A 13,135-nucleotide genomic window follows, 5' to 3' on the forward strand; every position below is an offset into this window, starting at 1 on the left:
GGGCCTCGTAGGCCCGTAGTAGTCAGAACTTCTCTCTAGGACAGGACAGAGACATGTGTGGAGCACAGATCGGCGGGCCCGACCTCGCGACGCTCAAGCCCGGTGAGACCGCGATCCAGGGTCAGATCACGCAGGGCGGCGAGCCGGTGTCCGGCTACGTCCGCCTGCTGGACTCGACCGGCGAGTTCACCGCCGAGGTCCCGACCTCGGCGACCGGCCAGTTCCGCTTCTACGCGGCCACCGGCTCCTGGACGCTGCGCGCGCTCGTCCCGGGCGGCACGGCGGACCGCAAGGTCGTGGTCGCCGAGGCCGGCGGCGTGACGGACGTGGCGATCGCGGTCTGAGCACCGCACCTGTGATCGCCTGACAGATCGGCCGAAGGGCCGCACCCCCGGGGGTTGGACGCCACTGGACCGGGGTGCGGCCCTTCGTGCCGTCCCGGGACGTCCCCTGCCGGGCCGTCCCGTGCCGCCCGCGCCGTCCCGCGCCGCTCCGTACCCTCCCGGGCCGTCCCCTCTTACGCTGGAGGCATGTACGCCCGGCGCCGACGCGTCTACTTCCTCCTCATGGGCGGATGTCTGTTCCTCTTCGTCTCCGCCTGGTCCTTCGTGCGCCTGTGGTCGGTGGAGGCCGCCGTGGCGCTGTGCGTGGTCGCCATGGTCATCCCGCCGGTCGCCGCGGTGATCGCGAACCGGCGCGGCCCGGACGACCGCTGGTGGGACGACCCCTCGGGGGACCCGAAGTCCGACGAGTGGTGGGACGAACTGGACGGAAAGCGGCGTCCCGAGGAATGAAACCCGGCGAGACAAGAATGTAATGAGCATTCATACAACTGCTCCCCCCACATGCGGGTCATGGGTACGCGCGGGTAATCAGCCTGCGCCTCCAGTCCTGTGGGGGGACTTCTTTGGAACACGAACAGACCATCCCTGAGCAGCGGAAAGAGGCTGAGACCGGCCCGGAATCGGACACGCCGGACCTGGTCGCCGAGCCCGCCGCACCGCGTCGCCGCCGGGGCCGCACCACCCTCCTGATCGCGGGCGCGGCCGTCCTCGGCGTCCTCGCCGGCACGGTCAGCGGCTACGCGGTCCAGTACCACCGGGCCCCGACCCCGCTGCCGCCACTGGCGCAGCAGAACGTGGCCGTGCAGCCACCCGTCGCGGCGAACGACGCGACCACCCGTCGCTCCGTCAACGCCAACCGGTGGGACAAGGCGGAGGAGGACCTCGCCAAAAAGCTGCTGGAGGCCCCGGGCGGCGCGCAGGACGGCTACTCCGGTTACGAGTCGCTGGACTCGTTCGCGGCGGACTACTACGAGTCCCCCGACCGCGGCTTCGACGCCATCGCCCAGGACGTGCGGCGGATCGCCACGGCGGGCTGGCGGCAGGGCGAGCACGACTTCATCGAGATCCGGCTGCTCCAGTTCCAGGACCAGCACTCGGCCCGGAAGTACCAGGAGGGCCAGTCCTCGTACCAGGACGAGGAGAAGCGCGCGGGCAACGACGGCTTTGCGCTGCCCGGCGTACCCGACGGCTACGGCCGCGCCTGGCTCTACAAGCCGAAGACGAAGGCGGGGTACCACCCGCTGCGCCAGGCCCGGGCCATCCTCCGGCGCGGGGACATCGTCATGGACGTCGAGTTCACGAACAACCGGGGTGACGTCTCCCAGGCCGAGATCACCGACCTGGCCAAGCGACAGATGGAGCGGCTGTGACCGAGCAGCAGAACGGCGCCGTGACCGGTCCGGCGTCGGAGCAGGACGCACCGGTCTCCGCGCGCCCGCCGCGCAGGGTGAACCGCAGGACGCTGGCGCTGGTCGCGGGCGGGCTCGGCCTGGCCGTCCTCGCGGGCGGCGGCTTCTGGGCCGCCGACAGGATCGACCGGGCCGACCGGACCTCCCCGACGCGCTACTGGGTACCAGACGGCCCCCTGCCGACCGCCTCGGCGACCCCGGTGCCGACCGTGCCGCCCAACGAGCTCACGGGCAAGCTGCTGCCGGTCCCCGCGAGCTATGAGCTGGGGCCCGACCTGGAGGACGAGGGCAACGACTTCTACGTGTCGGGCGAGCGCGCGGTCCAGGCCGTGAAGGACTCCCGTACGGGGCTGTCCGCTGCCGAGCGCGCCGAGCGGGACAAGGCCGTGGCCGAGCTGAAGCTCAAGGGCGTGGCCGGTCGCAGCTACACCCTCTCGTACGCCGGCCCGATCACCGAGATCGAGCTCACCCAGGCGGACCCGCAGGCACTCGGCAGGTTCGCGGACCTCAACAAGAAGCTCCTCGACGTCCTCGTGGCGCTGGGCGAGAAGAAGAAGGAGGCGCCCGCCGTCGAGGGGTTCCCGCAGGCCAAGTGCGTCCTGCTGGACATCGTCGAGGAACGGCCCGAATCGCAGAAGCCCGAGACGATCGAATCCCTCGACTGCGTGGCCGTCGAGGGCGACGTGCTGGTGACCTTCCGTTCGTACGGGCCCCGGCCGCGGTTCGACGTGAAGACGGCCGTCGGCCTGTTCACGAAGCAGCTGAACCACCTGAAGGCCCCCGGGGAGTCCGTGTGACCGAGCAGAACACCACCGACGCCGCACCCGCCGAGGGACCGGACCTCGTGGCCGAGCCGGTGCCCGAGCTGGTGGCCGAGCCGGCTCTCGAGCCGGTGTCCGAGCCGGCTCTCGAGCCGGTGCCGGCCGCGTCGAAGGACCGCCGGAAGCTCTTCGCCGCGCTGCGGTGGACCGCCGCCGTCCTCGTCTTCGCCGCCGTCGGCGCGGGCACCGCGTACGGGGTCGTCCAGCCGGAGCGGACCAAGATCCCCGGGCTGTCCACCCTGTCCGACGGCCGCTGGATCTACCCGCAGCTGGCCAAGCCCGAGCTGCCTGCCGGAGCCCCGCTGCCGGGCGCAACCGACAACCCGGACGGCACGCACTACGCCGCCCTGAGCGGCCTGCTGCTCCCCGCCCCCGAGGGGTCCCGGCCCGACGACACCGTCAAGGCGGACAAGGACGGGAAGGTGGAACCCGACGCCTTCCTTGAGGAGTACGCCCCTGACGACCGGCCGAAGCTCAAGGAGGGGTTCGAGTGGGAGGGGCTGCGCCAGATCACCGGCCGGTCCTGGACCATGCCCGACGGCACGCGGACCCGCGTCTACCTGCTGCGCTTCCACTCCTCCAGCTTCGTGGACACCTTCCTCGGCTGCAGCATCAACACCCGGCTGACCGGCGCCGACTCGCTCTCGGGCGACGTGTCGTGGAGCAAGGCCAAGACGGCGCAGTCCGGCACCGTCGGGAGCGGCGGCTCCGCCGGATCGGGCACCCTCGGCACCAGTGACATCAGCCTCTACGAGGAGCCCAAGCCCTTCGGGGACGAGCAGGTCCGCTTCGGCTGCCTCCAGGTGGGTGACGTCCAGGGAGTGATCGTCCAGTCCCGCAAGGGCGGGCTGCCGGTCATTCCCTTCCACCAGACGGTGATCCTCCAGGGCCAGCTGCTGAGCTGACCCCGGGGGGCGGGCGTTCGGCCCACCTCACAGAGTGCGCCGGTTCCCGGGCCAGTAGGCTTGGGGACCGGCCGTACCCTCCCCGGACTCCGTCCGCGGGGGACCCACACGAACCCTCCGAGGAGCACCCCGTGCTTGAGGCAGTCTTCACCTCCCTGCTGGTCCTGGTCTGCGTCGGCGTCCTCGCCTTCACCGGCCTGGCCGTCAAGAAGCTGTACCAGGGTCAGCGCTGAGCGTCCGCCCAGCCGACCGCCCCGGAACCCCTCCCACAGATCGCCTGAGCAGCCACCCATGATCCAGATCCCGTCCGACCTGAACCCGGGACTCGTCCCCCTCGCCTTCCTCCTCGGCAACTGGGAGGGCGCGGGAGTCTTCGACTTCCCGGGTGAGGAGAAGTGCAACTTCGGCCAGGAGGTCGTCTTCAGCCACGACGGCCGGGACTTCCTGGCGTACACCTCCCACACCTGGGTCCTCGACGCCGAGGGCAACAAGGTGCGGCCGCTGGAGTCCGAGTCGGGGTACTGGCGCATCGACAGGGACCGCAAGGTCGAGATCGTCATGGTGCGCGACCAGGGTGTCGTCGAGGTCTGGTACGGCGAGCTCGCCGACCAGAAGCCGCAGATCGACCTGGCCACCGACGCCGTCGCACGCACCGCCGCCTCCGGCCCGTACAGCGGTGGCAAGCGGCTCTACGGCTACGTGAAGAGCGACCTGATGTGGGTCGGCGAGAAGGCCACTCCGGAGGTGGAGCTGCGCCCGTACATGTCGGCCCAGCTCAAGAAGGTCGTCACCCCCGAGGAGGTCGCCGAGATGGCGCGCAACCTCCCGGACATGCCGGACGACGGCATCGCCTTCTTCCGCTGACGCAGCGGAGCCCCTCCGACGGGAAGGGGACCACCGGGGAAGCCCGGTGGTCCCCTTCCCGCGCTTACACTGGCCGGGTGGTGAGCACCGAGAGGGCCGAGGGCGACGCGGGGCGCGCCGAGGGCGTCGACTGGAAGACCGACCTGCGCCGGCGCGGATACCGCCTCACGCCGCAGCGCCAGCTCGTGCTGGAAGCGGTCGACGCGCTGGAGCACGCCAGTCCGGACGAGATCCTCGCCGAAGTGCGCAAGACCGCCTCCGGCGTGAACATCTCCACCGTCTACCGCACGCTGGAGCTGCTGGAGGAGCTGAAGCTCGTCTCGCACGCCCACCTGGGCCACGGCGCACCCACCTATCACCTCGCCGACCGGCACCACCACATCCACCTGGTCTGCCGCGACTGCAGCGACGTCATCGAGGCCGACGTGGACATCGCCTCCGAGTTCACCGCCAAGCTGCGCGACACCTTCGGCTTCGAGACCGACATGAAGCACTTCGCGATCTTCGGCTTGTGCAAGAAGTGCGCCGCCAAACACCGTGCCGGGCCGGTCTAGCCGAGTCGTACGCTTGGTCCCATGACCAGCAGCCCTTTGCTCCATCTCCCCGGCGCCGTGCAGGCCGAAGGCCGCGACGAGGGCGTCGCCGCCCACTACGGCGAGCTGTACGGCGAACAGCGCGCCCTCGCGGACGGCCGAGGCTTCGTCGACCTTTCGCACCGCGGGGTCGTCACCGTGACCGGACCGGAGCGGCTGAGCTGGCTGCACCTGCTGCTCACCCAGCACGTCACGGAGCTGCCGGCCGGGCAGGCCACCGAGGCGCTGATCCTCTCGGCGAACGGCCACATCGAGCACGCGCTCTACCTCGTCGACGACGGCGAGACCACCTGGGCGCACGTGGAGCCCGGCACCCAGGGGGAGCTGATCGCCTACCTGGAGTCGATGAAGTTCTTCTACCGCGTCGAAGTCGCCGACCGCACCGAGGAGTTCGCGGTCGTGCACCTGCCGGCCGGCTCCATCGCCGAGGTCGCCAAGGAGCACGTCGTGCGGGAGACCGCGCACGGCCGCGACGTCTTCCTGCCCCGCGGCGAGCTCGAGCCCTTCGCCGCCACCCACGGCCCCGCCGCCGGGCTCCTCGCCTACGAGGCCCTGCGCGTGGAGGCGCACCGGCCGCGGCTCGGCCTGGAGACCGACCACCGCACCATCCCCCACGAGCTGGGCTGGATCGGCACCGCCGTGCACCTCCAGAAGGGCTGCTACCGCGGCCAGGAGACGGTGGCCCGCGTCCACAACCTGGGCAAGCCCCCGCGCCGCCTGGTCTTCCTGCACCTGGACGGCTCCGAGGTGGTCCTCCCGGCGCACGGCGCGCCCGTCCGGCTCGCCGCCGACGGGGAGGAGGGCCGGCAGCTGGGGTTCGTGACCACCGCCGTGCGCCACCACGAGCTCGGCCCGATCGCCCTCGCACTGGTCAAGCGGAACGTGCCGGTGGACGCGCCGCTGCTGGTCGGCACGACGGCCGCCGCGCAGGAGGTCGTCGTAGCGCCGTGACCGCCGCGCGCACGATCCGAAAGCGACGGCCTAGACGTCGATGACGATGGTGAACGGGCCGTGGTTGGTCAGCGAGACCCGCATGTCCGCCCCGAAGCGGCCCGTCTCCACCGTCGCGCCCAGCGTTCGCAGCTGCGCCACGACCTCGTCGACGAGGGGCTCGGCCACGGGGCCGGGCGCGGCCGCGTTCCAGGTGGGGCGACGGCCCTTGCGGGCGTCTCCGTAGAGCGTGAACTGGGAGATCACCAGCAGCGGCGCATCCACGTCGCTGCAGGACTTCTCCGCCTCCAGGATCCGTACCGACCACAGCTTGCGGGCCAGCACCGCCGCCTTCTCCGGCGTGTCGTCGTGGGTCACCCCCACCAGTACGCACAGCCCCTCGCCGACGATCTCGCCCACGGTCTCGCCGTCCACGACGACCTTCGCGCCGTCCACCCTCTGCACCACAGCTCGCATACCACCTGTGTACCAGCCTTGCACCCGTCCGGGGCCGATCGGGTGGCGTGGGACTGCGTGGGGGCCACGGAGAGTGGCACCATGCACGCAGGCGGTGCGGGTGCGCCGCACCGGTCGAGGGGACGGACTCGTTCGTATGAATACATCTGGTACCTCCGTACCTGCATCACCCGCTGCCACGTCCGCCGTCACTGCCGCGGTACGACCGCCCGCGCAGCGCACCGCCGACAGTGCAGCCGAGGCCGGCGCGCCGACCAGCGCCCTCGGGCTGCCGGAACTGCGCACGCTGCGCCGCGACGCGCAGCGCGACGAGGCCGATCTGAGCTACGTGCGCCGCCTGCTCCAGGGCCGCATCGACATCCTGCGGGCCGAGCTGGCCCGGCGCAGCGACCCCGAGGCGCCGGTGGTGGACCGGCTCTCCGAGATCCTCGCCGACGCGCCGTCCAGCCGCAGTGCCTCCGCCCGGCACGTCACGCTCGGCACCCCGCACAGCGAGGAGTACCGACTGCTGGCGGCCGAGATGCTGGCCGACGTGGAACTGTCGGACCTGGCCGCGCGCACGGACGGCGAGCTCCACGAGGGGATGGGGAAGCTGGTGCGCTACGAGCAGCAGGTCTCGCGGCGCCGGCAGCAGCTCCAGCGCACCGTGGACGAGTGCAGCGCGGAGATCACCCGCCGCTACCGGGAGGGCGAGGCGCAGGTGGACGACCTGCTGGCCTGAGCCCCCCCGCTGGGGCCGCCGGAAAACCGGGCGACTGCGGCCGCTCGGGCCACTAGCGTGGCCTGTCATGAGTGCTGACGTGCGGCCGATCGCCGAACCCGAACTCGCCGAGTGGCTGCGGACCCTGAACACGGGGTTCCTGACCCCGGCCGGTGTGACGGAGGCGGACGTCGCCCTGCGGGCCAAGTACAGCGACCTCGCCCGCGTCCTGGGCGCCTTCGACGCCGGCAGCGGCCGCTGCGTGGCGACCTTCCGCTCCTTCGCCCAGCGGCTGACCGTCCCGGGCGGTGCGGCCGTAGCGGCCAGCGCCGTCTCTAACGTCACCGTCCTGCCCACGCACCGCCGCCAGGGCCTGCTGACCCGGCTGATGGCCACCGAACTCGCCGCCGCCCGTGCACGCGGGGACGTGCTGTCCACCCTGATCTCCGCCGAGTGGCCGATCTACGGGCGGTACGGGTACGGGCCCGCCACCTCGATCTCGGAATGGGAGATCGACGTACCGCGCACCGGACTGGACCGGCGCTGGTCCGGGCCCGCGGACGGGGGGCGGATCGAGCTGGTGGACGCCGCCGGGGTCCGGGAGGTGGGGCCGGACCTGCACGAGCGGCTGCGCGCGGTCACGCCCGGGGCGGTGGACCGGGACGAGCGCTGGTGGAACCTGGCGACCGGCCTGGAGGAGATGTCGTACCGCCCGTACCAGGAGAAGTTCCACGCCGTGTACCGGACGGCGGCGGGCGAGGTGGCCGGGCTGGCCGCGTACACCGCCGACGACCACTGGACGGACGCGAAGGTGCCGCTGAACACCGTGCAGGTCAAGGACCTGATCGCGGTCACGCCGGAGGCGGAGCGGGCGCTGTGGCACTTCCTGTGCTCCATCGACTGGGTGATGAAGGTCCGCACCGGCGGCCGCGCCCCCGACGACCTCGTCACGCAGCTCCTGCCCGACCCGCGGTCCGCCCGGCCCCTGACCGCAGCCGACTTCCTGTGGGTACGGCTGCTGGACGTCGAACGGGCGCTGGGCGCGCGGACGTACGCGGTGGCCGGGATGCTCGTACTCGAGGTCACGGACGCGGCGGGGCTGGCGGACGGCCGCTACCGGCTGGACGCCGGGACCGGGGCGTGCGAGCGTACGGATGACCCCGCGGACCTGCGCCTGGACGTGTCGGCGCTGGGGTCCCTGTACCTCGGCGACGAGTCCGCGGTGCGGCTGGGCGCGCTGGGGCGGGTGGCCGAACTGCGGCCGGGCGCACTGGCGCTCGCCGACGCGGTGTTCCGTACGGCGCGCCGGCCGTGGTGCCCGGACGTCTTCTAGCGTTGCGGACGTCTTGGGGCGTGCGGGCGTCATCCGGTGGGCAGGAGAGCGTGGGGCTGAGCTTGTGACGACATTGGTGGAACAACTGCGCACGGCGGGCTGCGTCTTCGCGGAGGAGGAGGCGGAGCTGCTGCGCGCCGCCGCGCGGGACGAGGGCCACCTGGCGGAGCTGCTGGCCCGCCGGGTCGGCGGCGAGCCGCTGGAACACGTGGTGGGTTGGGCGGAGTTCTGCGGACTGCGCGTGGAAGTGGGGGCGGGGGCCTTCGTGCCGCGCAGGCGCAGCGAGTTCCTGGTGACGGAGGCGGTGGCGCTGGCCCGGCCGGGCGCCGTGGTGCTGGACCTGTGCTGTGGGGTCGGCGCCCTGGGCGCGGCGGTCGCGGCGCGGGTGCCGGGCGGGGTGGAACTCCACGCGGCGGACATCGACCCGGCGGCGTTGGCGTACGCACGGCGCAATGTGGCCCCGTACGGCGGCAGCGTGTGGGAGGGCGACATGTACGCCCCGCTCCCGGCGTCGCTGCGGGGACGGGTGGACGTGCTGGTGGTCAACGCCCCGTACGTGCCGACGCAGGAGATCGGCTTCATGCCCGCGGAGGCGCGGGACCACGAGCCCCTGGTCTCGCTGGACGGCGGCGCGGACGGCCTGGACGTCCACCGCCGGGTGGCGGCGGACGCCCTGCCCTGGCTGGCCCCGGGCGGGCACCTGCTGATCGAGACGAGCGCCCGCCAGTGCCCGTCGACCTCCTCGGCGCTGGCGTCGGCGGGCCTGCGCACCCGCGTGGCCGTCTCGGAGGAGCTGTACGCGACGGTGGTGATCGCCGGGCGCTGAGCGGTGCGGTCACCGCTTGCGGGGCTGGGTGATGCGGAGCATGTTGCCGGAGGGGTCGCGGAAGGCGCAGTCGCGCACGCCGTAGGGCTGGTCGACCGGTTCCTGCAGGACTTCGCCGCCGGCCGCCCGGACCCGTTCGAAGGTGGCGTCGCAGTCGTCGGTGGAGAAGATCACGCCGCGCAGCATGCCCTTGGCCAGCAGTTCCGCCATGGCCTGCCGGTCGGCGGGGTGGGCGTTGGGGTCGGCGAGCGGCGGTTCGAGGACGATCTCCACGTCCGGCTGCGAGGGAGAGCCCACGGTCACCCAGCGCATCCCCTCGAAGCCGACGTCGTTGCGCACCTCCAGCCCGAGGGCGTCGCGGTAGAAGGCGAGCGCCTTGTCGTGGTCGTCGACGGCGATGAAGCACTGCGAGAGCTTGATGTCCATGCACCCGACGCTACGAGACGGCGGCGGGTCGCGCTTCTCCGATGCTGATCCGTGGCGGCGGCCCGACCGCCCGGCTCTTTCGGACCTTGCCTACCCGTTCCTGACCGGCCGGGTGAGGACCTTGGCGACGCAGGCGGGGATCGGGGCGCCCGCCTCGTGGCGGCGGGCCCGGTAGGCGCTCGGGGTCTCGCCGACCAGCTCGGTGAAGCGCGAGCTGAACGAGCCGAGCGAGGTGCACCCGACGGCGAAGCAGACGTCGGTCACGCTCAGGTCGCCGCGCCGCAGCAGGGCCTTCGCCCGCTCGATGCGCCGGGTCATCAGGTAGGAGTACGGGGTCTCGCCGAAGGCGGCGCGGAAGCAGCGGGAGAAGTGCCCGGACGACATGAGGGCGACCTTGGCCAGCGCCGGAACGTCGAGCGGCAGCGCGTAGTCGCGGTCCATCACGTCCCGGGCGCGGCGCAGCCGCTTCAGGTCCTCCAGGGTCACGGCACCAGCATGGCACGGCCCTCCGACAGCCAGGCGTGGGAGATGCAGCAAGCAGCTGCTTGCAATAGTTAGCAGAGTCGGGCAGGATCGGGGCATGGCATCGCTCAACGTCGGAAACCTCGGCGAGTACCTCCGTGAGCAGCGTCGGCAGGCCCAGCTTTCGCTGCGGCAGCTGGCCGAGGCGGCGGGGGTGTCGAATCCGTACCTGAGCCAGATCGAGCGCGGGCTGCGCAAGCCGAGCGCGGACATCCTCCAGCAGCTGGCCAAGGCGCTGCGGATCTCCGCGGAGACGCTGTACGTGCAGGCCGGAATCCTGGATGAGCGGGACCGGGACGAGGTGGAGACGCGGGCCGTCATCCTCGCCGACCCGTCCATCAACGAGCGGCAGAAGCAGGTGCTGCTCCAGATCTACGAGTCGTTCCGCAAGGAGAACGCGCTCGACGCGCCCGACGTGCCCGGCGCACCGGACGTACCCGGTGCACCCGACGCGCCCGCCGGCGAGATGCCGCCGAAGACGAACTGAACTTGATCCGGGAGGACCAGCACATGGCCATCGCCGATGACCTGAAGAAGACCCTCACCGACCCCACCCCCCTCTACTTCGCCGCCGGTACGGCCGACCTGGCCGTGCAGCAGGCCAAGAAGGTGCCGGGGCTCATCGAGCAGCTGCGCGCCGAGGCCCCGGCGCGCATCGAGGCCGTGAAGAACACCGACCCGAAGGTCGTGCAGGAGAAGGCCGCCGCGGCGGCCAAGGAGGCGCAGGAGGCGGTTACCGCCAAGGTCGCCGAGGTGTTCGGCGCGATCGACCCGAAGAAGCTCGGGGAGACCGCGCAGGACCTGGCGCTGCGCGGCGTCGGCGTGGCCGCGGAGTACGCGGTCCGCGCCAAGGAGACGTACGACAAGGTCGCCGAGCACGGTGAGCAGGCCGTCCGGGCCTGGCGCGGCGAGGTGTCCGAGGAGATCGTCGAGATCGCCGTGGCCGTCGAGCCGGAGCCGGAGGCCGCGCCGCCCGCAGCGGAGGCCTCCGCCGGCGATGCGTCCGCCGCCGAGGACAAGCCCGCGGCGAAGAAGCCCGCCGCGCGCAAGAGCCCGGCCAAGAAGGCCGGCGCCACGGTGGGCGACGAGGGCTGAAGCGCATGAGCGGCGGCGGGTCGGGCACCTTGGGGGTGTCCGGCCCGTTGTCGTTCATGAGGGCGGGCCGTGCCGGTAGCGTGGAAGCGGGCGGCATCCCGTCAGCAGTGCCGGGCAAGGGCGCAAGAGCGTGAGAAGGCGGTCGGAGCGATGTTGATGGACGGGTTCGATCAAGGCGTGATCCCGATGCTGGGGCTCGCCATGCTGGTGCTCGCCGTCGTGGCGTTCGTCTTCGCGCTGCTCGCGCGCGAGGACGCGTACCGGGCGGCGGACAAGCAGACCAAGACGTTCTGGCTGGTCATCCTGGGCATCACCGTCCTCGTGGACTTCTTCCTGGGGATGCTGTTCCTGGAGATCGCCGGTCTGGTCGCCACCATCGTGTTCTTCGTCGACGTGCGCCCCGCGCTCAAGCAGGTCTCGGGCGGCGGGCGGCGCAGCGGCGGCAGCAGCAGCGACGGGCCGTACGGGCCGTACAACGGCGGCCGGTAGCCCCGACCGCGCCGCCCGTCCCGCCGCCCGCCGTCAGGCCGCGCCGCGGGAGAGCAGGACCACGGCCACGTCGTCCGTGAGCTCGCCGCCGTTGAGACGGCGGGCCTCGGTGACGGAGGCCTCCAGCAGGTTCTCGCCGCTCAGCCCCTCGTCCAGGTGACGGTTGATCATCTCCACCATGCCGTCCTGCCCGAGGCGCTCCTTGCCTTCGCCGATCCGGCCCTCGATCAGCCCGTCGGTGTAGAGCATCAGGCTCCACGCGCCGCCGAGCTCGACCTGGCGCCGGGGCCAGCGGGCCTTGGGCAGCAGGCCGAGCGCCGGGCCGCTGTTCTCGTACGGGAGCAGTCGCGCGGGGCGTCCCGGCCGGGAGATCAGCGGTGCCGGGTGGCCGGCCAGGCACAGGCCGGCGCGGCGGCCGTCCGGGGCGATGTCCACCGTGCACAGCGTCGCGAAGATCTCCTCGCAGGGACGTTCCACCTCCAGGACCTGCTGGAGCGTGGCCAGCAGGTCGTCGCCGCACAGCCCGGCCAGGGTCAGGGCGCGCCAGGCGATGCGGAGCTCGACGCCGAGGGCCGCCTCGTCGGGGCCGTGCCCGCAGACGTCGCCGATCATGGCGTGGACCGTGCCGTCGGGGGTGCGGACGGTGTCGTAGAAGTCGCCGCCGAGCAGGGCGCGGCTGCGGCCGGGGCGGTAGCGCGCGGCGAAACGGAGGTCGGAGCCCTCCAGGAGCGGGTTGGGGAGCAGCCCACGCTCCAGACGGGCGTTCTCCTGGGCGCGCAGTTTCGATTCTGCAAGCTTGTACTGGGCGATGTCCGCCCGCTTTCTCTCCACCGCGTACCGGATGGCGCGGCTCAGCAGCCGGCCGTCCAGCTCGTCCCGGAAGAGGAAGTCCTGGGCGCCGACCCGGACGGCCTCCGCGGCGCGTTCGGCGTCCGCTTCGGCGGTGAGGACGAGGACGGCGTGGCGGGGGGCGATGCGGAGCACGTGGCGGAGGTTGGCCAGCTGGTCGGCGTCCGGGGTGGCCGCGGTCGCCGTGGCTGCCGTGCGGGGGCCCGTGTCCGGGAGGGCCAGGTCGAGCAGGATGCAGTGGACGTCGGGCGTGAGCAGCCGTGCGGCCTCGGTGAGGTTGCGGGCGGTGCGGAGCCGGATGCGGTGGCCGTCGGTGTCGAGGATCTCGGGGACGGTGAGGCCGCCGCCGGGGTCGTCCTCGATGACCAGCAGGGTCAGCGGGGTCGTGTGCGTGGTCGCCTGCGGCGTCGCCTGCGCCAGGGGTGGGGCGGTGGCGGTCAGAACAGCCTGACCGTTCTCCGTGGCCGGGGTGTCCCTCTGCCGCGGTACGGGTACGGGCATCGTCTCCGGTTCCTTCCCTCCCCCCGAGGGTGCGCTCGTGCGCCGACCCTA

General features: G+C 72.3%; 18 protein-coding genes. 14 read left to right on the top strand and 4 right to left on the bottom strand.

Translation table 11 applies throughout. The annotated features are described in order from the left end of the window. Positions 1-53 precede the first annotated feature (53 nt). The 8 genes from AB0D44_RS15075 to AB0D44_RS15110 all read left to right on the top strand — a co-directional run bounded on the left by AB0D44_RS15075 (position 54) and on the right by AB0D44_RS15110 (position 5,887). Entirely contained in the window at positions 54-344 is a 291-nt protein-coding gene (locus AB0D44_RS15075; RefSeq protein ID WP_362589894.1) for a DUF1416 domain-containing protein, read from the top strand. Between the two features lie 186 nt (positions 345-530). Continuing rightward, a complete protein-coding gene (locus AB0D44_RS15080; protein ID WP_362589897.1) occupies positions 531-794 on the top strand; it encodes a DUF3099 domain-containing protein in 264 nt (87 codons plus the stop codon). Between the two features lie 113 nt (positions 795-907). Next, the gene (locus AB0D44_RS15085) at positions 908-1,714 is read left to right on the top strand and encodes a hypothetical protein (protein ID WP_362589900.1); all 807 of its coding nucleotides are present in this window, start codon (positions 908-910) and stop codon (positions 1,712-1,714) included. Further along, entirely contained in the window at positions 1,711-2,550 is an 840-nt protein-coding gene (locus AB0D44_RS15090; protein ID WP_362589903.1) for a hypothetical protein, read from the top strand. The genes AB0D44_RS15085 and AB0D44_RS15090 overlap by 4 nt, the downstream gene beginning before the upstream one ends. Next, complete coding sequence (locus tag AB0D44_RS15095) at positions 2,547-3,479, top strand: hypothetical protein (RefSeq protein WP_362589905.1); 933 nt, start codon at positions 2,547-2,549, stop codon at positions 3,477-3,479. Before AB0D44_RS15090 ends, AB0D44_RS15095 begins: the two co-directional genes overlap by 4 nt. A gap of 291 nt (positions 3,480-3,770) precedes the next feature. Next, a complete protein-coding gene (locus AB0D44_RS15100; RefSeq protein ID WP_362589908.1) occupies positions 3,771-4,343 on the top strand; it encodes an FABP family protein in 573 nt (190 codons plus the stop codon). A gap of 80 nt (positions 4,344-4,423) precedes the next feature. Continuing rightward, positions 4,424-4,897 (top strand): Fur family transcriptional regulator, encoded by a 474-nt coding sequence (locus AB0D44_RS15105; RefSeq protein WP_362589911.1) that lies wholly within the window; start codon positions 4,424-4,426, stop codon positions 4,895-4,897. Between the two features lie 21 nt (positions 4,898-4,918). Continuing rightward, on the top strand, positions 4,919-5,887 hold the full coding sequence (locus tag AB0D44_RS15110) for a folate-binding protein (RefSeq protein ID WP_362589914.1): 969 nt from the start codon (positions 4,919-4,921) through the stop codon (positions 5,885-5,887). Between the two features lie 30 nt (positions 5,888-5,917). On the opposite strand, the gene dtd is transcribed toward AB0D44_RS15110, so the two are convergent. Next, positions 5,918-6,343 carry a D-aminoacyl-tRNA deacylase gene (gene dtd, locus AB0D44_RS15115; protein WP_362589917.1) on the bottom strand — a complete coding sequence of 142 codons (426 nt, stop codon included), beginning with the start codon at positions 6,341-6,343 and terminating at the stop codon, positions 5,918-5,920. 136 nt (positions 6,344-6,479) lie between these two features. On the opposite strand from dtd, the gene AB0D44_RS15120 reads away from it, so the two are divergent. From AB0D44_RS15120 to AB0D44_RS15130, 3 genes are all read left to right on the top strand, one after another. After that, a complete protein-coding gene (locus tag AB0D44_RS15120; RefSeq protein WP_362589920.1) occupies positions 6,480-7,064 on the top strand; it encodes an AmfC protein in 585 nt (194 codons plus the stop codon). A gap of 67 nt (positions 7,065-7,131) precedes the next feature. Beyond that, a complete protein-coding gene (locus AB0D44_RS15125) occupies positions 7,132-8,376 on the top strand; it encodes a GNAT family N-acetyltransferase (RefSeq protein WP_362589923.1) in 1,245 nt (414 codons plus the stop codon). 64 nt (positions 8,377-8,440) lie between these two features. Beyond that, positions 8,441-9,202, top strand: a complete 762-nt coding sequence (locus AB0D44_RS15130) for a putative protein N(5)-glutamine methyltransferase (RefSeq protein ID WP_362589926.1) — start codon at positions 8,441-8,443, stop codon at positions 9,200-9,202. Positions 9,203-9,211: 9 nt separating this feature from the next. On the opposite strand, the gene AB0D44_RS15135 is transcribed toward AB0D44_RS15130, so the two are convergent. Both AB0D44_RS15135 and AB0D44_RS15140 read right to left on the bottom strand, forming a co-directional pair. Beyond that, complete coding sequence (locus AB0D44_RS15135) at positions 9,212-9,628, bottom strand: VOC family protein (RefSeq protein WP_362589929.1); 417 nt, start codon at positions 9,626-9,628, stop codon at positions 9,212-9,214. A gap of 90 nt (positions 9,629-9,718) precedes the next feature. After that, positions 9,719-10,114, bottom strand: coding sequence for a helix-turn-helix transcriptional regulator (locus AB0D44_RS15140; RefSeq protein ID WP_362589931.1), 396 nt, complete (start codon positions 10,112-10,114; stop codon positions 9,719-9,721). 94 nt (positions 10,115-10,208) lie between these two features. On the opposite strand from AB0D44_RS15140, the gene AB0D44_RS15145 reads away from it, so the two are divergent. The 3 genes from AB0D44_RS15145 to AB0D44_RS15155 all read left to right on the top strand — a co-directional run bounded on the left by AB0D44_RS15145 (position 10,209) and on the right by AB0D44_RS15155 (position 11,734). Next, complete coding sequence (locus AB0D44_RS15145; protein WP_362589934.1) at positions 10,209-10,637, top strand: helix-turn-helix transcriptional regulator; 429 nt, start codon at positions 10,209-10,211, stop codon at positions 10,635-10,637. A 23-nt stretch (positions 10,638-10,660) separates the two neighbouring features. After that, positions 10,661-11,245: a hypothetical protein gene (locus AB0D44_RS15150; RefSeq protein ID WP_362589937.1), complete on the top strand. Its 585-nt coding sequence runs from the start codon at positions 10,661-10,663 to the stop codon at positions 11,243-11,245. A gap of 150 nt (positions 11,246-11,395) precedes the next feature. Beyond that, positions 11,396-11,734: a DUF2516 family protein gene (locus tag AB0D44_RS15155; protein WP_362589940.1), complete on the top strand. Its 339-nt coding sequence runs from the start codon at positions 11,396-11,398 to the stop codon at positions 11,732-11,734. A gap of 33 nt (positions 11,735-11,767) precedes the next feature. On the opposite strand, the gene AB0D44_RS15160 is transcribed toward AB0D44_RS15155, so the two are convergent. Further along, positions 11,768-13,084: a fused response regulator/phosphatase gene (locus AB0D44_RS15160; RefSeq protein WP_362589943.1), complete on the bottom strand. Its 1,317-nt coding sequence runs from the start codon at positions 13,082-13,084 to the stop codon at positions 11,768-11,770. Between the last annotated feature and the right edge of the window lie 51 nt (positions 13,085-13,135).

The sequence above is a fragment of the Streptomyces sp. NPDC048349 genome, assembly GCF_040651925.1.
In the GTDB taxonomy this organism is placed as follows: domain Bacteria; phylum Actinomycetota; class Actinomycetes; order Streptomycetales; family Streptomycetaceae; genus Streptomyces.